Genomic DNA, 15,755 nt, shown 5'->3' with positions numbered 1-15,755 from the left:
GGGCCGCGCCCATCTCCTCTCCATGGCCAATCCGCAACCGAAAGAGACCCCCGTGGAGGTGCGCGTCCTCACCTCGCTCGCCGAGATCGCGCCGGAGGTCTGGGATGCCTGCGCCGCGCCCGAAGGCGCTGCGCGGCCCATGGACCCGTTCACCACGCACCGCTTCCTCAAGGCGCTGGAGGACAGCCGGTCCGTGGGCGTGGGCACGGGCTGGGAGCCGCATTATCTCGAGGCGCGCGTGGACGGCGAGACCGTCGGCGTCGCGCCGCTCTATGCCAAGAACCACAGCCAGGGCGAATACATCTTCGATCACAACTGGGCCCATGCGCTGGAGCGCGCGGGCGGGCGCTACTATCCCAAGCTGCAGATGGCGGTGCCCCACACGCCGGCCACGGGCCGCAGGCTCCTGGTGAAGCCGGAGCATGCCGAGATCGCGCAGGCCGCGCTCGTGCAGGGCGCGGTGCAGATCGCCGACAAGAATGGGCTGAGCTCGCTTCACATCACCTTTTGCACCGGCGACGAGGCCGAGGCGGGCCGGGCCATGGGCCTCATGCCGCGCGCCTCGCAGCAGTTCCACTGGCTCAATGACGGCTACGCGAATTTCGACGGCTTCCTCGCCTCGCTGAACTCCCGCAAGCGCAAGAACATCCGCAAGGAACGCGCGCAGGCGCAGGCCTTCGGCGGGACTATCCATTCGCTCACCGGCGATGACCTCCGCACCGAGCATTGGGACGCGTTCTGGCGCTTCTACCAGGATACCGGCGCGCGCAAATGGGGCACGCCCTACCTCACACGCGCCTTCTTTGACCGGGCGCAGGAGACGCTGCGCGACGACATGCTGCTGGTACTGGCAGAGCGCGAAGGGCGGTACGTGGCAGGCGCGCTCAATTTCATCGGACGCGAGACACTCTACGGGCGCTACTGGGGCTGCACGGAAGACCACCCCTGCCTCCACTTCGAGCTCTGCTACTACCAGGCGATCGAGCATGCCATCGCCCACGGCTTGACGCGGGTGGAGGCCGGTGCGCAGGGAACTCACAAGCTGGCAAGGGGTTACCTGCCGGTGACGTGCCATTCGCTTCACTGGATCGCGGATCCGCGCTTTGCCGATGCCGTCGCGGAGTTCCTCGAGCGGGAGCGCGACGCGGTAGAGCAGGAAAACGAGATCCTCACGAGCTACGGGCCGTTCAAGAAGATCGACGTAGAGGAACAGGAATGACGAACCTAGATAACGTCGCGCTCGACGAGCTTCGCGCGGCAGGCTGGGCCCACGATCCCCAACGGGACGCGATTACGAAAAGCTTCGAATTCAAGGATTTCACGGAGGCATTTGGCTGGATGGCGCGCATGGCCATCACCGCCGAGAAGATGAACCACCACCCGGAGTGGTTCAATGTCTACAAGCGCGTGGACGTGACGCTCACGACCCATGATGCGGACGGCCTGTCTGAGCTCGACGTCAAGCTGGCCAAAGCCATGGACGCCGCGGCATGAACGAGATCCTCAACAGCCCGATCTTCACCACGGAAATCGTCGGCGGGCAGTCCCTCAGTGACTGGCTCTCGCTCGATTTTCTTGCCGCCATCCTCGGCACCGTGCTCACCGCGATCCTGATCCTGATAGCGGGCTTCATCGTGTCGGGCTGGGTCAGCCGACGCATCAAGGGCATCGCCGCACGGCACCAGACCCTCGACCCGACGCTCTTCAACTTCCTCGCGCAGATCGCGCGCTACGTCATCATCGCCTTCACGATCCTCTTCGTGCTCAACACCTTCGGGGTGCAGACGACGTCGATCGTGGCCGCCATCGGTGCGGCGGGCCTCGCCATCGGCCTCGCGCTGCAGGGCACGCTGTCGAACGTGGCGGCGGGGATCATGATCATCTTCTTCCGGCCTTTCAAGGAAGGCGATTTCGTTCAGGTCAACGACAAGATGGGCACGGTCAAAGGCATCACGCTCAACTTCACGGAGCTGGCCGATCTCGGGAACGTGCAGGTCATCATCCCCAATTCGGAAGTCTGGGGAAACACGATCACCAATTTCTCGGCTTATCCGAAGCGGCGCGCGGAATGGACGTTCGGGGTGGGATACGGCGCCAACCTCGCGGACGCGGAGCGCATCATCCGCGAGACGATCATGGCCGATGCGCGCAGCCACACGGACCCCGAACCCTTCATTCAGGTCAATAACCTCGGTGATTTCTCGGTGGATTTCCTCGTGCGGGTCTGGTGCGACGCGGCGGATTACTTTGCCTTCCAGTCCGACATGAAGCGGAGGGTAAAGGAGGCGCTCGACGCCGAGGGGGTCGCCATCCCCTTCCCCACGCGGACGGTCTACAACGTGGCCGACGCCGCCGAGTAGCCTGCGCACCGAGGGGCCCGCGCAGTCATGCGAGCCCCTGCCCCGAGGACCGTGTCCCGTTTCATCTCCTGATCTCTCCTCCCGCACCGCGCGGGCGGAGGGCGGGGGTGGGCGGGCTGGACGCCCTCCGACCGCGCGGTCCCAGTCTCAGACCTTTTCGAGGAGTGCCTCGCCCGCCGAGATCTCGCATTCGCCCGGCGAGGCCTCGGGGTTGAGCACCTTCACCACCCCGTCTTCCACGAGCATCGAGTACCGTTTCGAGCGATCCACGAAGCCCACAGGCGGCGCGGTGAAGTCCATCCCGATACCCTTGGTAAAGGTGCTCATGCCGTCGGCCAGCATGGTGATGCCCGCCGCGCCGGCACCGGTATCCTTGCTCCATTGGTCCATGACGAAGGGATCGTTCACCGCCACACAGATGATCTCGTCCACGCCCTTCGCCTTGAAGGCCTCGGCGGTGCGGATGAAGCTCGGGACATGGGCCGTCGTGCAGGTGCCGGTATAGGCGCCGGGCAGCCCGAAGATCACGACCTTCCGGCCCTTCACGAGGCTTCCGAGCGCCACTTCTTCGGGCCCCTCTGCCCCGATTCTCAACAAGCTCGCCTCGGGTAGGGTCTCGCCCACGGAAATTGCCATCTCGCGTCCTCTCTTCATTGCGTCGCGTTAGCGGGGAGCATAGCGTCGCGCTCGCCGAGAACCAGAGGAGGTCGCCCATGGGCCGCGTCGTCGTCATAGGAGCGGGCCAGGCCGGCGCCACGCTCACGACCAAGCTGCGCGCCCTCGGGCACGCGGGAGAGATCGTGCTCATCGGCGAGGAGCCCGTGGTGCCCTACCAGCGCCCGCCGCTCTCGAAGAAATACCTGCTGGGCGAAATGCCCGTGGAGCGCCTGTACCTGAAGCCGGAGACCGCCTACGCGGAGGCTGACATCACGCTGCGCCTCGGCACCCACGTCGATGCCGTGGATACCGCCGCCAAGGAGGTGCGCCTGGGTGAGGAGCGGCTGGGCTACGATGACCTCGTCTTCACCACGGGATCGGTCGTTCGCATGTTGCCCGCGAGCATCGGCGGCGACCTCGCAGGTGTCTTCACCGTCCGCACCTTGGCCGATGTCGATGCCATGGCGCAGGCCTTCGAGGCCGGGGGGCGCGTGCTCCTCGTCGGCGGTGGCTACATCGGGCTCGAGGCTGCGGCCGTGGCCGCCATGAAGGGGCTTGAGACCACCCTCATCGAGGCCGAGGAGCGGATCCTGAAGCGCGTCGCGGCCCGCGAGACATCCGCCTATTTTCGCAAGCTCCATCTCGGGCGCGGCGTGGACATCCGCGAGGGGGTCAGCCTGAGCCGCCTCACGGGCGACGGCCATGTCAGCCAGGCCGCGCTTTCGGACGGCTCCACGCTCGACGTGGATTTCGTCATCGTGGGCGTGGGCATCGACCCGGCCATCAGCCTCGCGCAGAATGCCGGGATCGACTGCGACAACGGCATCGCCACGGATGCGCAAGGACGCACCTCCGCGCCGGGCGTCTGGGCAGCGGGGGATTGCGCCTCCTTCCCCTATCGCGGCACGCGCATCCGGCTCGAAAGCGTGCCCAACGCCATCGATCAGGCCGACATCGTGGCCGCCAACATCCTGGGTGCGGAGAAGGACTACATCGCCAAGCCCTGGTTCTGGTCGGACCAATACGACGTGAAACTCCAGATCGCGGGGCTCAACAGCGGCTACAGCCGCGTCATCGTGCGCGACAGCGGCGCCGCCCGTTCGCATTGGTACTACCGGGGCGACATCCTTCTCGCCGTGGACGCCATGAACGACGCGCGAAGCTACATGATCGGCAAGCGCCTCATCGAGGCCGGCAAGAGCCCGCCCGCCGGCGCGGTGAAGAACCCGGAGACCGACCTCAAGGCCCTCCTGACATGAGCCGCGCCCCGTGCGGATCATAGCCGGGCGCTTCCGCGGCCACCCGCTCGTCGGCCTCGGCAAGGGCGATCCGGCCGCCCATCTGCGGCCCACCTCGGACCGCGTGCGCGAGGCGCTCTTTTCCATGATCGGCGCGCGGATCGAGATCGCGGGGGCCCGCGTCCTCGATCTCTTCGCGGGGACCGGCGCGCTGGGGCTCGAGGCGCTCTCCCGCGGCGCGGCCCATGTCACTTTCGTCGACAGCGGGCGCGTGGCGCAAAAGCTCATCAAGGGCAATATCGCGAAGCTCGGCGTGGTGGACGACACCGACCTCCTCCCGCAGGACGCGCTGCGCCTCCCGCCTGCGGAGGTGCCCGCCGATCTCGTATTTCTCGACCCGCCCTACGGCAAGGATCTCGGCGCCCCGGCCCTCGCAGCTGCGCGGGCGCAGGGGTGGATCGCGGATGAGGCCATCGTTGTCTGGGAAGAGACCGCGCCGCAGCGTGCCGAGGGCTTCACAGCCCTCACAAGCCGCCGCTATGGTGACACGACGATAACCCTGCTGGAGCCAAGCGCATGACATATACCGATGCCAGCCCCGCCTGGCCCTGGGCAGATCAGGCCGCCGAGGGGGAGGCGAAGCCCTCGCCCCCGAGCCCCCGCGTGACGCCGCCGCTTTTCATGTCCGACAGCCTGCGCGCGCGGAACGGGATCCCCGTCTTTGTGGAGGATTGGCTGCGCCTCGAACGGGAACGCGACGCCCGGCGCGCGGAAAAGACCTCCTCAAACGCGTAGGGGCGAGCCCTTTCGGACCCGCCCCCGGCGCAGCCTCCGACCCAGGCGGCGCAGGATGGCTTCAATCAGTCGGCGCTGCTTCACCAACCGTGGATGCCACGGCGGCTCGCGCGTCTTCGACCAACATCTGGCCATCCAACCCCTTGGTCGCCATTTCGGCGACCCAGTCGGATATCACTTCGTCACCTAGGGCGGCGATGCGTGCTGTCTCGGCCTCGCTCATCACGGCTATTTCATTTCCGGCGGCAGCCATCGCTGCGCGACCGTCCACATCGCCCGTGTCATGCGCCCGTCCTGCCCATGCCGAGGCCATAAGCCCGGAATTGGCATCGATAACGGCCTTGAGATCGTCTGGCAGGCCTTCGTAGGTGGCCTTGTTCATCGCCCAGATGAAGTAAAGGTTATATAGGGATCGATCCCCCGCGATGTCAGTGTGGCTGTCGGTCAGCTCATCAAGCTTTAGTGAGGGAGACATCTCCCAGGTGATGACACCGCCGTCCACGACGCCCTTGGCGAGCGCTTCCGGAAAGGCCGGGACGGCCATGCCCACGGGGCTCGCGCCGAGCTTTTCGAGGAGCAGCGTGGCCGGGCGCGAGGGGCCGCGCAGCTTGAGACCTTCGAAATCCTCCACCGCCGCGATGCTGGGCCCTTTCTTGTGCACGAGGCCGCGCCCGTGCATGTGCGCTGCGATCAGGTGCACGTCGCGAAAATCGTCCATCAGGTGCTTTTGCGTGAACTGCCAGGCGGCCATGGAAGCCTCCTCGCCGCTCTTCGTCGTCATGAAGGGGAGTTCCATCGCCTCCGCCTCTGGGAAACGGCCCGGCTGGTAGCCGGGAATGACCCACCCCCCGTCAATCACGCCATCACGGATAAGGTCGTACTGGCTGGGCGCGCGCCCGCCGAGTTGCATGGCCGGATAGAGCTCTACCTTGATGCGGCCGTTGGACTCGGCCTCGATCTTGTCCGCCCAGGGCTGCATGAAATAGGTCGGGTTCGCCGATTTCGGCGACACGAAATGCTGGAAGCGTAGCGTGACCTCCTGCGCCGCTGCAGCGGCGGCGGTGGCTGAGATGAGCGCGGCGAGCGCGACGGATTTGAGCATCATCGGATTGCTCCCTTCTGAACGACGTCGTTGCAGGGCCCTCCCGGGCCTTCGACAAGTATGCCCCCTTGCCCACGATCCCAAGGCCCGCGCAAGCCCTGCCCACGCGCCATAACCGCGCGATGGCGGGCGCCGCCTTGTCTACCTGCCCCATCAACAGGACCGATGGACTAAACATCGCGACTCAGTTATATAACTTTCATGCAATATTTAGATGGCGCCTTCGCCGCACTCTCCGACCCCACGCGCCGGGCCATCGTGGCCCAGCTCGCCCTCGGCCCGCGCACGGTGAATGAGATCGCCGATGCGCTCCCGATCAGTCAGCCGGCGGTGTCAAAGCACCTCAAGCTCCTTGAAGGGGCGGGCCTGATCGCGCGGGACAGGGTGGGCACAACCCGGCCAGCGCGGCTTGCGCCCGAGGCCTTCGTGCAGCTCGACCGATGGCTCGAGCGCTACCGCCAGCTTTTCGAGGATCGCTTCCAGCGTCTCGATACCCTGCTCGACACGCTTCAGAAGGAGACCGTAGATGCCGCTAACCCTGACCACGCCGACTGAGACGACGATCGAGGTGCGGCGCAGCTTCTCCGCGCCCCGCAGCCTCGTTTGGCGGGCCTATACCGACCCCGCGCTTGTGCCACGCTGGCTCACCGGACCTGACGGGCACACCATGCCCATCTGCGACATGGATGTCCGACCGGGCGGCGCCTTCCATTGGGCCTGGGCCTTTCCCGACGGCACGCTCATGCATGCCCGCGGCAAATACATCACCGTCGAGCCAGAAACCCGCCTCGTGAATTCCGAGACCTTCGACGACTTCGGCGACGCCTCCACCCATGTGGACACCCGCTTCGAGACGACCGCGGCGGGGACGCAAGTCATCCAGACGATGACCTATGACAGCCGCGCCACCCGCGACGCGGTGCTGAAATCCCCCATGGACGAGGGGATGGAGGCCAGCTTTGCCCGTCTCGACGGTCTCATCGCCGACGCGGAGATCGCCTAGAGCACACGCCAAATCACGACGCGGGGAGGTTCGTGCGCTCGTGCAGCCCCCCTTCCGCCTTTGGCCGGCGGCCGGAAGGTCGTAGAGAGAGGGTGTCCGCGCAGCCACGAAAGACACGCCCATGCTCATCCCCCGCCAGAAAGTGCCCGCGCTTTCCGTTCCCACGCTTGATCACGGGCCCTTCGATCTTGCCACTGAAAGCTCGGAACGCGGCACCGTCATCTGCTTTTATCGCGGGCTGCACTGCCCGATCTGCGCGAACTATCTCAAGGAATTCGACAAGCAGGCCCCGAACTTTGCGGAGCGGGGCGTCGGCGTTCTGGCGCTATCGTCGGATGGCGAGGAGCGCACGCGCGCCATGGCCGACAAGATCGGCAACCAGAACCTCCGCTTCGGCTACGACCTGACGCTGGCAAAGGCCAAGGAATGGGGGCTCTACATCTCCACCTCGCGCGGCAAGACCTCGATCGGGATCGAAGAACCCGCGCTCTTCTCCGAGCCCGGCCTCTTCATGGTCACGCCCGAGAGCGCGCACTACTACGGCTCCGTGCAGACGATGCCCTTCGTGCGTCCGCACTTCTCCGAGCTCGTCAGCGCGCTCGATTTCGCCATCGAGAAGAACTACCCGGCGCGCGGGGAATACACCGGCGCGGTCTAGCGGAGCAGCGCCGTGAGGAGCGCCTGGTCGAGCGCGGCCAGCGCGCCCTCGCCGGGGCATCCGTCAAACGTCACGGCGACGGTGGGCCCCGGGGCCACCTGCACGAAATAGGCGCCAGCCCCATCGATGGAGCCAAAACACAAAAGACCGGTGTGCCACGTGATGCGTAGGCCTTCGGCCTCGAAATAAAGCGCCCCCATGCCGTATCGCGCCCCGCGCCCGACGGGGGCGCTTGGAAAGGCGCCGGGATCGACCCCGGCAAAGGTGGCGTCTGCGAAGAGCGCGTATTCCGCGGCCGACATCTCCCACCCGCCCCAGGGGAGGAAAGCGCCGTAGCGCGGATTGCGGGCCGGGGTTTCGAGCGCGAGCGGTTCAAAGACCCGCTCGGCGCAGGCCTCTTCGAAGCCCGTGCCGGTCACCACCTCCACCACGCGGCCCAGCACGGCGTAGTTTTCGTTGTTGTAGCGGTAGGAGGGCGTCTCGAGCGGTCGGGCAAGTGCGGCTGCCGTAGCCTCGTCGAAGCGGTTCACCGCGTCGTTCACCCAATCCCACATGCGGGCCTGCGTCCCGTCGGGCCAGACCCCGCCCGCATGGGTCAGGAGCTGTGCCACGGTGAGGTCCTCCGGCGCATCGGGGAGATAGTCCGCCAGTGCCGCCGAGTAGCTGACAAGGCCCGCGCGCTCCAGATCGGCGATGCAGGCGGCGGTGATCGCTTTCGAGAGCGAGGCGAGCGGTGCGGCCCGTCCGGGCGCGGCATCGCGCGCCAGGCTGAGGCCCAGCGCGCCGTCCTCAGCCACGGCGAGCGCCGTGTCGCCGACGCGGTGCGCCGCGTACCAGTCGCGCCACGCCGTCTCGAGCTTGACGAGCCGTGCGTCAGCCTCGCCCGCGCTGACCGCCCCCGGCGCTCCGGCAAGGAGCCCGAGCGCCAGCGCCAGCCATCTCACGCCGCGTCGTAGGTGGGATGAAAACGCCCGCTGGGCGAGAGCGTGAAGATATCGGCGCCATCCGCCGTCACGCCGACGGAATGCTCGAACTGCGCGGAGAGCGACTTGTCCCGCGTCACCGCGGTCCAGTCATCGGCGAGGACCTTCGTCTCCGGGCGGCCCAAATTGACCATCGGCTCGATGGTGAAGAACATTCCCTCCTCGAGCCGCGGTCCGGTGCCCTCGCGTCCGTAATGCAGCACATTGGGTGGCGCGTGGAACACGCGGCCAAGCCCGTGCCCGCAGAAATCGCGCACCACCGACATGCGGTTGGCCTCGACATAGGATTGAATGGCATGCCCGATATCGCCGAACGTGTTGCCGGGCTTCACCGCCTCGATCCCCTTGAAGAGCGCGTCATGGGTGACCTCGATGAGCCGCTCGGCCTTCCGCGGCAGCTTGCCAGCCACGTACATGCGCGAGGTGTCGCCGAACCAGCCGTCCACGATCACGGTGACGTCGATGTTGAGGATGTCGCCATCCTTCAGCGTCTTCGAGCCGGGGATGCCGTGGCAGACCACGTGGTTGACCGAGATGCAGCTCGCATGGGCATAGCCCTTGTAGCCGATCGTGGCCGATTTTGCGCCCAGCGCCTCGACGCGGTCGGTGATGAAGCGGTCGATCTCGGCGGTCGTTTGGCCCACGGTCACGAGCGGCGCGACCTCGTCGAGGATCTGCGCGGCCACGCGGCCTGCAGCATGCATGCCGGCGAAATCGCCGGGCTCATAGAGCCTGATGCCGTCTCTCGTCATCCGTCCACGCGGGGTATCCATGGAAACAATCCTTGCGGTTCGATTACCATATACGCCGCCCGAGGGGGTTTCGCCAGTGAGCTCGGACTTGCGCGTGTTCAGGGGAGCGCCACGGGGATCGCGTGATCGAGCCGGATCTCCTCGACGGAGACCGTGCAGCGATAGGCCAGCATCTCCACCCCCGCGGCCGCGGCCTCGGCGAAAGCCGCCGCGTAGGCCGGATCGAGGTCGGGAGCCACGCGAAAACGCGCGCAACCTTCGTGCTGGATCACGTAGAGCATGACGGCCCGTGCGCCGGAGGCTTTCACCGCCATGAGTTCACGCAGGTGCTTGGTGCCCCGCTCGGTGACGCAATCGGGGAATTCTGCCCAGTCGTCCTCGCGCAGGAGGTGGACGTTCTTGATCTCCACGAAGGCGTCGGGAAGGCCCGGCTCAATGAGGAGGAAATCGACCCGGCTCCGCGTGCCATAGGCCACTTCGGGGCGCACATGGGTGTAGTCCGCGAGCTCGGCGATGCGGCCTGCCCGGAGCGCTTCCTTGGCGACGCGGTTGGGCGTGGCGGTGTCGATGCCCACCATGACGCCGCCGGGCAGCTCCGCCACGCGCCAGGCGAAGTCGAGCTTCTTCTTGGGGTCGTCATTGGGCTCGAGCCAGACGCGGAGACCGGGCACCTTCAGCCCCATCATCGAGCCCGGATTGGGGCAGTGGGCCTTGACCTCCCGCCCGTCATCGAGCGTCACATCGGCGAGGAAGCGATTGTATCGGCGGATGAGGCGACCGGGGAGGAGGGGGGTTTGAAACCGCATGGGCCGGGCGTATTACTTCCGCGCAACCGAGGACAGAGAGCGCCACGAGTTTTTGCAAGAATTCGTGGTCCCCGAAGGAGACATCAATGCCCAATCCCACCGCGGCCATGCTCGTCATCGGGGACGAAATCCTGTCCGGCCGCACGCGCGACGCCAACATGCATCACCTCGCCGGGCAACTCACGGAGAAGGGCATCGATCTGAAGGAAGTGCGCGTGGTCTCCGATGATCGGGAGGCAATTGTGGCGGCTGTGAACGCGCTGCGCGGAGGCTACGACCACGTGTTCACTTCCGGCGGCATCGGCCCCACGCATGACGATATCACCGCCGACTGCATCGCCGCCGCCTTCGGAGACGGGATTGGCGTACGCGCGGACGCAGACAAGCTCCTGTCGGACTACTACGCCGCGAATGGGCGCGACTACAACGACGCGCGCAAGCGCATGGCCCGCATCCCCGACAGTGCCACGCTCATCGACAATCCCGTCTCCGTCGCGCCGGGCTTCACGCTGGGGAACGTCCATGTCATGGCCGGGGTGCCCAGCGTCTTTCAGGCCATGGTCGCGAGTGTCCTTGCGACGCTTGGCGGCGGCGCGCCCCTGCGCTCGCTCTCGGTGCGCATCGACCGCGGAGAGGGCGATATCGCGGGCCCGCTCGGCGAGGTGGCGGTGGCCTTCCCGGATATTTCCATCGGCTCCTATCCGTTCCAGGAGAACGGCCGCTTCGGCGCCAATGTCGTGCTTCGCCATGTTGACGCCGCGCGTCTTCAAGCGGCACGGGACGCGCTCACCACCAAGTTCGGGCTATGACGCCGCCCAGCCTGCCGGAGATCGCCGCCGCCGTCTGGGCCACCTGGCCCGGGGAGGCCGTCACCGCCACACCAGCCTTCGCGCTCCGCCGCTCTGCCGATGACAGCCGCCGGTCCCGGGCCGCCACGCGCAACCGTCCGGTCTCGGACGCGGAGATCGCGGATGCAGCAGAGACGATGCGCGGCTGGGGCCAGCCCGCCATGTTCTGGGTGCCGTCTGATCAGGCGGAATTCGGCGCGCAGCTCGCCGCCCTGGGCTACGCGGATCACGACCATTCGGTCTATTACGGCGCACCGGTGGAGGTCCTCGCGGCGCGGACGCCGCCGCGGACCGCGACCTTCGAGATCTGGGAGCCGCTCGCGATCATGGCGGATATCTGGGCCGCGACCGGCACCTCCCACGCCCGCCAGGAGGTCATGGCCCGCGCGACCTGCGCCAAGACCGCGATCCTCGGACGGGTCGACAACGCACCGGGCGGCGCGGCCTATGTCGGCGCCCATGGCGGGGTGGCCATGGTCCATGCCGTGGGAACGCTTCCCCAACACCGCAGGAAAGGTCTCGGGGCCCAGATGATGGCGCAGGCGGCGATCTGGGCTGCCCGGCAAGGCGCCACGTGGATCACGCTCGCCGTGGGCGCAGGCAACGCAACGGCACGCGCGCTCTACGCTTCCCTCGGCATGGCACCCGTGGGAGAGTACCACTACCGCACATTGCCAGAGACGGGGCGACGGGAGGGGCATGATGGCTGAAAAGGTAACAGCGCTCGATCTCGCGCCGGTGGACCCGCTGCCACCGGACACACAGAAATACTTCGATATCTGCGAGGAGAAGCTCGGCCTCGTCCCAAACGTGCTCAAGGCCCATGCCTTCGACATCGAAAAGCTCAACGCGTTCACCGCGCTCTACAATGACCTGATGCTCGCCGAGAGCGGCCTCACGAAGCTGCAGCGGGAGATGATCGCCGTGGTCGTGAGCGCGTGCAATCGCTGCGTCTACTGCCTCACGGCCCATGGCCAGGCCGTGCGGGAGCTCTCGGGCGATCCGGTCCTCGGCGAGCACCTCGTGATGAACTATCGCGCGGCTCGCGTGAGCCCCGCGGAACGCGCGATGCTTGATTTCGCGGTGCAGCTCACCGAGACGCCCCATACGATCGAGGAGGCGGACCGGCAAACGCTCCGCGAGGCAGGCTGGAGCGATCGGGACATCTGGGACATCGCTAACGTCACCGGGTTCTTCAACATGACGAACCGCGTGGCCACGGGCACGGACATGCAGCCCAATCCAGAGTACCACGCCCGCAGCCGATGATCCTCCGCGCCGCGCTCCTCTCGCTTCTCGCAGGGCCCGTGGCGGCGCTCACGCTGCCCCTGCCCGACGGGGCCGAGCTCACCCGGGAAGTCTCCGTCCCCGAAGGCGCGCGCGGCGTGCCCACGGGCATCGCGCGGGACGGGGAGGTTCCGAAAACGCTGGCGCAGGGCATGATCTCGATTCAGGCCTACCGGGTCGCGGAAAAGCCGACACCGGCAGCGCTCCTCGCGCCTCTGGCGGCCCGCCTCGAGGCCGAGGGCTACCAGACCCTGCTGAGCTGCGAGACCGAAAGCTGCGGCGGGTTCGACTTCCGCTTCGGTCTCGAGCTCATTCCACCGCCGCACATGTTCGTGGATCTCGGCGATTTCCAGGTCCTGTCTGCCCGCACGCCGGACGCGGGCACCCATGTCAGCATCGTGGCGAGCCGGAGCCAGAGCGACGGCTACCTCCATATCACGCGCATCTTGCCCTTGGGCTCCGCGCCCCCGTCGGTCGAGACGACCGCCGTTGCCCCATCGACACCTGCGGCACCGCCCGGGCCCGCGGCCGCCGGGGATCTCGCCACCGCGCTCGATACCGAGGGGCACGTGGTGCTGGAAGATCTCCTCTTCGGGAGCGGTACGACGAACCTGCCCGAGGGCACCTATCCTTCGCTGACCGCGCTGGCCGAATACCTGTCTGAGAACCCACAGATCGAGATCGCGCTCGTGGGCCACACGGACAGCTCCGGCGATCTCGACATCAATGTCGACATTTCACGCCAGCGCGCGGCCTCGGCACGGCGGGCGCTCATCGCGCGATACGGTGTGAACCCCGCGCAGGTGCAGGCGGAGGGGATGGGCTACCTGGCGCCACGCGCCAGCAACCTGACCCCGGAAGGACGCGAACTGAACAGACGGGTCGAAGCGATCGTCACCTCGACCCGCCCTTAAACCAGCCGCTCCGAAGTACTCAGCACCGGGACACACATACACACCCCCTCCGATGCGACTGAGCGTAAACCGACGCCGTACTACCAGGCGTCGGGTCCCTTCTCGGCAAATTCATGCACGAGGAAATCGATGAAGGCGCGTACCTTGGGCTGCGTGAAGCGGCCCGGCGGGTAAACGGCGTAGATGCCCTGACGCTCGTCGGGCAGATCGGGGATCGCATCGAGCACGAGGCCCTTTTCCAGCGCATCCGCGAAGAGGAAGCTCGGCAAGTATGCGATGCCGAGGCCGCTGATGGCGGCATTGAGGAGGGACTGGCCGTCATTCACGGTCAGCCAGCCCGCCGTGCGCACCTGCCGCTTCTCACCCGACGGCGCGGTGAGCTTCCAGACGGAGCCACCGGCGGCGTTCGAGTAGTGCAGGAGCTTATGTTCGTTGAGATCGTCGATCTTCTGTGGCCGCCCGTATTTCTCGAAATAGGACGGCGCGGCAATCATCCGCTTCGTCGTCTCCGTGAGCTTGCGGGCGCGGAGGGTCGAATCCTCCAGGTCGCCCATCCGCACGGCCATGTCGAAGCCCTCGGAGATGAGCTCCACGTAGCGATTGTTGAGCACCATGTTCACGGTGATGTCTGGGAATTCCTGAAGGAAATTGCCCAAGACGGGGCTGAGGTGATTGACCCCGAAATCGGTCGCCACGGAGATCCGCAAGAGGCCAGACGGCGCCGATTGCATGGAAGTGACGAGCGCATCGGCCTCGCCTGCATCGTTCAGGACGCGACGCGCCCGGTCATAGTAGGCCAGCCCGATCTCCGTCGGAGATACCCGGCGCGTCGTCCGGTTAAGGAGACGTGCGCCCAACCGCGCCTCGAGCGACGAGACATGCTTTGACACAGCCGATTTGGAGATGCCCATTTTCCGTGCAGCATCCGTGAAGCCTCCCTGGTCCACTACCGTGGCGAAGGCCTCCATTTCCGTCAGCCGATCCATACTACGTCCTCGTGTCACTCGCCCCACAAACATCTATCGAGGCTGAACGGGGCACCTTATGGGCACCGAGAGGACAATACCGCGTTTATTCTAAGGGCTGTGTAAAACCCGGAAACGCGCCCGGACTCGCGAAAATCCGCGAGTCTGCTGGGGTGACGCCACGGAAACAGTGTGACCGAAACCGGGTCTCAGGCCTCCGTTTCGACACAATGCCGACGAAACGCCCGCTTGAGCATGTCGAGCTCGGACCGGAGCAGATCGACCTCCGCGCGCAGGTCTTCGCTGAGCACGTCTCCAGCGGCGATGGAAAAGCTTGCCAGCTTGGCGTCCGTCTCCGTGTCCGCGATGAGGTAGGTCTGCACCCCGTCCGAGAGGGTATCAACGGGGACGCCCACGCGGACGCGCCAGAGACCCTCCCCCTCGGGTGTGACGGTGACATCGTGCAATTCCGCCTCGCGGTGGGTCACGCGCACGTCGGGCTTCGCGGGCTGGGCAAGGATACCTTCCCAGACGCCTTCGCGCATGCGGGTCTCGGTGAGTTGGCTGGTATCCGTCATGGCGCTCGCCTCACAATTCCGCCCGCGGCGCGCGGGACATGGTGACATCGCGGATGGTGACCTGATTCATTTCCGGCCCCTCGAAGATCAGATCGACCCAGATCTTGGACACGCGTTTCTCGTTGATCTGGCTGTAGGCGAGATCGAACTCCACCCACACGTCTTCCTGCGCCAGCGGCAATTCGCGGACGATCTGCTCCGTGTTCGGCCCGTGGCGCAGATTGAGGCGGGCAAAGATCTCGATCGGGCGCTCGGTCTCCACGATCGTGTTCATGCGAAAGAGGTGACGCTTGGAGATCCCTTCGACGGCGTCCTCGGGCAGGTCGAGCGCGAGCGACAGGAACGAGCCGTCGAAGCGAAAGACATCCATGCGGACGCCGAAGGGCGCGAGATCAGCCTCACGGGTATTGCGCAGCTGCCGGAGCGTGAGCTCCGATTCTCGGCAATCGTGAAAGATGTTGGCCTCCCGCCCGAGCGGTGTCTGGCTCTCCACGGCCACACGCCCCACCTCGGGCAGCGGCACGCGCCAGAGCGCCGGGCGCCAGGCCCAGTCGGCGGATCGCGGTTTCATGAAGGTCATGGCGCCGATCGCCGGAAGCGCGAGGCGGCTTTCAGCCGTGGCGATGATCTCGTTGAGATGGTGGCGCACGTCGCGTGCCCGTGTCGCGGTGGCGCGCAGGGCCGAGAGCGGCATCGCGCGCGACCGGCGTGCCACCCCGGCCCAGAACTGTTGGGACCCACGCTTCAGCAGGTACTGGATCACCGCTCTTGCCCTTTGGTCACGCTTCGTCTCCGGTGCCCGCGCCCCT

General features: G+C 66.5%; 21 protein-coding genes. 13 read left to right on the top strand and 8 right to left on the bottom strand.

Annotation, left to right across the window (positions count from 1 at the left end; all coding sequences use genetic code 11):
* The first annotated feature begins 22 nt into the window (after nucleotides 1-22).
* Genes AAFM92_13250 through AAFM92_13240 form a run of 3 tightly spaced genes read left to right on the top strand, consistent with a single transcriptional unit; the run spans nucleotide 23 to nucleotide 2,360 of the window.
* Complete coding sequence (locus tag AAFM92_13250) at nucleotides 23-1,219, top strand: GNAT family N-acetyltransferase (protein ID MEL7301343.1); 1,197 nt, start codon at nucleotides 23-25, stop codon at nucleotides 1,217-1,219.
* Complete coding sequence (locus AAFM92_13245) at nucleotides 1,216-1,494, top strand: 4a-hydroxytetrahydrobiopterin dehydratase (protein MEL7301342.1); 279 nt, start codon at nucleotides 1,216-1,218, stop codon at nucleotides 1,492-1,494. Before AAFM92_13250 ends, AAFM92_13245 begins: the two co-directional genes overlap by 4 nt.
* Nucleotides 1,491-2,360 (top strand): mechanosensitive ion channel domain-containing protein, encoded by an 870-nt coding sequence (locus tag AAFM92_13240; GenBank protein ID MEL7301341.1) that lies wholly within the window; start codon nucleotides 1,491-1,493, stop codon nucleotides 2,358-2,360. The genes AAFM92_13245 and AAFM92_13240 overlap by 4 nt, the downstream gene beginning before the upstream one ends.
* A 147-nt stretch (nucleotides 2,361-2,507) precedes the next feature.
* On the opposite strand, the gene AAFM92_13235 is transcribed toward AAFM92_13240, so the two are convergent.
* Nucleotides 2,508-2,996 (bottom strand): peroxiredoxin, encoded by a 489-nt coding sequence (locus AAFM92_13235; protein ID MEL7301340.1) that lies wholly within the window; start codon nucleotides 2,994-2,996, stop codon nucleotides 2,508-2,510.
* 77 nt (nucleotides 2,997-3,073) lie between these two features.
* On the opposite strand from AAFM92_13235, the gene AAFM92_13230 reads away from it, so the two are divergent.
* The 3 genes from AAFM92_13230 to AAFM92_13220 are packed head-to-tail and all read left to right on the top strand — an operon-like array spanning nucleotide 3,074 to nucleotide 5,050.
* Nucleotides 3,074-4,276: an FAD-dependent oxidoreductase gene (locus AAFM92_13230; GenBank protein MEL7301339.1), complete on the top strand. Its 1,203-nt coding sequence runs from the start codon at nucleotides 3,074-3,076 to the stop codon at nucleotides 4,274-4,276.
* Between the two features lie 10 nt (nucleotides 4,277-4,286).
* A complete protein-coding gene (gene rsmD, locus AAFM92_13225; protein ID MEL7301338.1) occupies nucleotides 4,287-4,835 on the top strand; it encodes a 16S rRNA (guanine(966)-N(2))-methyltransferase RsmD in 549 nt (182 codons plus the stop codon).
* Nucleotides 4,832-5,050: a hypothetical protein gene (locus AAFM92_13220; protein ID MEL7301337.1), complete on the top strand. Its 219-nt coding sequence runs from the start codon at nucleotides 4,832-4,834 to the stop codon at nucleotides 5,048-5,050. The genes rsmD and AAFM92_13220 overlap by 4 nt, the downstream gene beginning before the upstream one ends.
* Nucleotides 5,051-5,111: 61 nt before the next feature.
* Here the strand turns inward: AAFM92_13220 and AAFM92_13215 are convergent, their stop codons facing one another.
* Complete coding sequence (locus AAFM92_13215; protein MEL7301336.1) at nucleotides 5,112-6,155, bottom strand: TRAP transporter substrate-binding protein; 1,044 nt, start codon at nucleotides 6,153-6,155, stop codon at nucleotides 5,112-5,114.
* A gap of 198 nt (nucleotides 6,156-6,353) precedes the next feature.
* Between AAFM92_13215 and AAFM92_13210 the strand changes: the two genes are divergently transcribed.
* The 3 genes from AAFM92_13210 to AAFM92_13200 all read left to right on the top strand — a co-directional run bounded on the left by AAFM92_13210 (nucleotide 6,354) and on the right by AAFM92_13200 (nucleotide 7,813).
* On the top strand, nucleotides 6,354-6,707 hold the full coding sequence (locus AAFM92_13210) for a metalloregulator ArsR/SmtB family transcription factor (GenBank protein MEL7301335.1): 354 nt from the start codon (nucleotides 6,354-6,356) through the stop codon (nucleotides 6,705-6,707).
* Nucleotides 6,679-7,155, top strand: a complete 477-nt coding sequence (locus tag AAFM92_13205; GenBank protein ID MEL7301334.1) for an SRPBCC domain-containing protein — start codon at nucleotides 6,679-6,681, stop codon at nucleotides 7,153-7,155. The genes AAFM92_13210 and AAFM92_13205 overlap by 29 nt, the downstream gene beginning before the upstream one ends.
* Before the next feature lie 121 nt (nucleotides 7,156-7,276).
* Entirely contained in the window at nucleotides 7,277-7,813 is a 537-nt protein-coding gene (locus AAFM92_13200; protein ID MEL7301333.1) for a peroxiredoxin-like family protein, read from the top strand.
* On the opposite strand, the gene AAFM92_13195 is transcribed toward AAFM92_13200, so the two are convergent.
* The 3 genes from AAFM92_13195 to sfsA form a co-directional block, all read right to left on the bottom strand.
* Nucleotides 7,810-8,757 (bottom strand): serine hydrolase domain-containing protein, encoded by a 948-nt coding sequence (locus tag AAFM92_13195; GenBank protein ID MEL7301332.1) that lies wholly within the window; start codon nucleotides 8,755-8,757, stop codon nucleotides 7,810-7,812. The two genes, AAFM92_13200 and AAFM92_13195, sit on opposite strands and share 4 nt — an antisense overlap.
* Entirely contained in the window at nucleotides 8,754-9,569 is an 816-nt protein-coding gene (gene map, locus AAFM92_13190) for a type I methionyl aminopeptidase (protein MEL7301331.1), read from the bottom strand. Before map ends, AAFM92_13195 begins: the two co-directional genes overlap by 4 nt.
* A 77-nt stretch (nucleotides 9,570-9,646) precedes the next feature.
* Complete coding sequence (gene sfsA, locus AAFM92_13185; protein ID MEL7301330.1) at nucleotides 9,647-10,354, bottom strand: DNA/RNA nuclease SfsA; 708 nt, start codon at nucleotides 10,352-10,354, stop codon at nucleotides 9,647-9,649.
* 86 nt (nucleotides 10,355-10,440) lie between these two features.
* Here sfsA and AAFM92_13180 point away from each other — a divergent pair, with 86 nt between their 5' ends.
* From AAFM92_13180 to AAFM92_13165, 4 genes are read left to right on the top strand one after another with little or no spacing between them, the layout of a single operon-like run.
* Nucleotides 10,441-11,163, top strand: a complete 723-nt coding sequence (locus AAFM92_13180) for a molybdopterin-binding protein (GenBank protein MEL7301329.1) — start codon at nucleotides 10,441-10,443, stop codon at nucleotides 11,161-11,163.
* Nucleotides 11,160-11,912, top strand: coding sequence for a GNAT family N-acetyltransferase (locus AAFM92_13175; GenBank protein ID MEL7301328.1), 753 nt, complete (start codon nucleotides 11,160-11,162; stop codon nucleotides 11,910-11,912). The genes AAFM92_13180 and AAFM92_13175 overlap by 4 nt, the downstream gene beginning before the upstream one ends.
* A complete protein-coding gene (locus tag AAFM92_13170; protein MEL7301327.1) occupies nucleotides 11,905-12,471 on the top strand; it encodes a peroxidase-related enzyme in 567 nt (188 codons plus the stop codon). Before AAFM92_13175 ends, AAFM92_13170 begins: the two co-directional genes overlap by 8 nt.
* Nucleotides 12,468-13,403: an OmpA family protein gene (locus AAFM92_13165; protein ID MEL7301326.1), complete on the top strand. Its 936-nt coding sequence runs from the start codon at nucleotides 12,468-12,470 to the stop codon at nucleotides 13,401-13,403. The genes AAFM92_13170 and AAFM92_13165 overlap by 4 nt, the downstream gene beginning before the upstream one ends.
* A gap of 80 nt (nucleotides 13,404-13,483) precedes the next feature.
* Here AAFM92_13165 and AAFM92_13160 read toward each other — a convergent pair whose 3' ends face one another.
* The 3 genes from AAFM92_13160 to AAFM92_13150 all read right to left on the bottom strand — a co-directional run bounded on the left by AAFM92_13160 (nucleotide 13,484) and on the right by AAFM92_13150 (nucleotide 15,709).
* Complete coding sequence (locus AAFM92_13160) at nucleotides 13,484-14,389, bottom strand: LysR family transcriptional regulator (GenBank protein MEL7301325.1); 906 nt, start codon at nucleotides 14,387-14,389, stop codon at nucleotides 13,484-13,486.
* Nucleotides 14,390-14,577: 188 nt separating this feature from the next.
* The gene (locus AAFM92_13155) at nucleotides 14,578-14,946 is read right to left on the bottom strand and encodes a hypothetical protein (GenBank protein ID MEL7301324.1); all 369 of its coding nucleotides are present in this window, start codon (nucleotides 14,944-14,946) and stop codon (nucleotides 14,578-14,580) included.
* 10 nt (nucleotides 14,947-14,956) lie between these two features.
* On the bottom strand, nucleotides 14,957-15,709 hold the full coding sequence (locus AAFM92_13150) for a DUF6478 family protein (protein MEL7301323.1): 753 nt from the start codon (nucleotides 15,707-15,709) through the stop codon (nucleotides 14,957-14,959).
* Nucleotides 15,710-15,755: the final 46 nt, after the last annotated feature.

The sequence above is a fragment of the Pseudomonadota bacterium genome, from assembly GCA_038533575.1.
In the GTDB taxonomy this organism is placed as follows: domain Bacteria; phylum Pseudomonadota; class Alphaproteobacteria; order Rhodobacterales; family Rhodobacteraceae; genus Shimia_B.
This window is presented reverse-complemented; position numbering and strand designations above follow the sequence as displayed.

Bases quoted from the DNA above. Each gene is read 5' to 3' on its own strand.
- AAFM92_13245 (MEL7301342.1), top strand. From the start codon at position 1,216: ATGACGAACCTAGATAACGTCGCGCTCGACGAGCTTCGCGCGGCAGGC.
- AAFM92_13250 (MEL7301343.1), top strand. From the start codon at position 23: ATGGCCAATCCGCAACCGAAAGAGACCCCCGTGGAGGTGCGCGTCCTC.
- AAFM92_13215 (MEL7301336.1), bottom strand. From the start codon at position 6,155: ATGATGCTCAAATCCGTCGCGCTCGCCGCGCTCATCTCAGCCACCGCC.
- AAFM92_13200 (MEL7301333.1), top strand. From the start codon at position 7,277: ATGCTCATCCCCCGCCAGAAAGTGCCCGCGCTTTCCGTTCCCACGCTT.
- AAFM92_13160 (MEL7301325.1), bottom strand. From the start codon at position 14,389: ATGGATCGGCTGACGGAAATGGAGGCCTTCGCCACGGTAGTGGACCAG.
- AAFM92_13180 (MEL7301329.1), top strand. From the start codon at position 10,441: ATGCCCAATCCCACCGCGGCCATGCTCGTCATCGGGGACGAAATCCTG.
- AAFM92_13210 (MEL7301335.1), top strand. From the start codon at position 6,354: ATGCAATATTTAGATGGCGCCTTCGCCGCACTCTCCGACCCCACGCGC.
- sfsA (MEL7301330.1), bottom strand. From the start codon at position 10,354: ATGCGGTTTCAAACCCCCCTCCTCCCCGGTCGCCTCATCCGCCGATAC.
- AAFM92_13220 (MEL7301337.1), top strand. From the start codon at position 4,832: ATGACATATACCGATGCCAGCCCCGCCTGGCCCTGGGCAGATCAGGCC.
- AAFM92_13205 (MEL7301334.1), top strand. From the start codon at position 6,679: ATGCCGCTAACCCTGACCACGCCGACTGAGACGACGATCGAGGTGCGG.
- map (MEL7301331.1), bottom strand. From the start codon at position 9,569: ATGGATACCCCGCGTGGACGGATGACGAGAGACGGCATCAGGCTCTAT.
- AAFM92_13155 (MEL7301324.1), bottom strand. From the start codon at position 14,946: ATGACGGATACCAGCCAACTCACCGAGACCCGCATGCGCGAAGGCGTC.
- AAFM92_13165 (MEL7301326.1), top strand. From the start codon at position 12,468: ATGATCCTCCGCGCCGCGCTCCTCTCGCTTCTCGCAGGGCCCGTGGCG.
- AAFM92_13175 (MEL7301328.1), top strand. From the start codon at position 11,160: ATGACGCCGCCCAGCCTGCCGGAGATCGCCGCCGCCGTCTGGGCCACC.
- AAFM92_13235 (MEL7301340.1), bottom strand. From the start codon at position 2,996: ATGGCAATTTCCGTGGGCGAGACCCTACCCGAGGCGAGCTTGTTGAGA.
- AAFM92_13170 (MEL7301327.1), top strand. From the start codon at position 11,905: ATGGCTGAAAAGGTAACAGCGCTCGATCTCGCGCCGGTGGACCCGCTG.
- AAFM92_13230 (MEL7301339.1), top strand. From the start codon at position 3,074: ATGGGCCGCGTCGTCGTCATAGGAGCGGGCCAGGCCGGCGCCACGCTC.
- AAFM92_13240 (MEL7301341.1), top strand. From the start codon at position 1,491: ATGAACGAGATCCTCAACAGCCCGATCTTCACCACGGAAATCGTCGGC.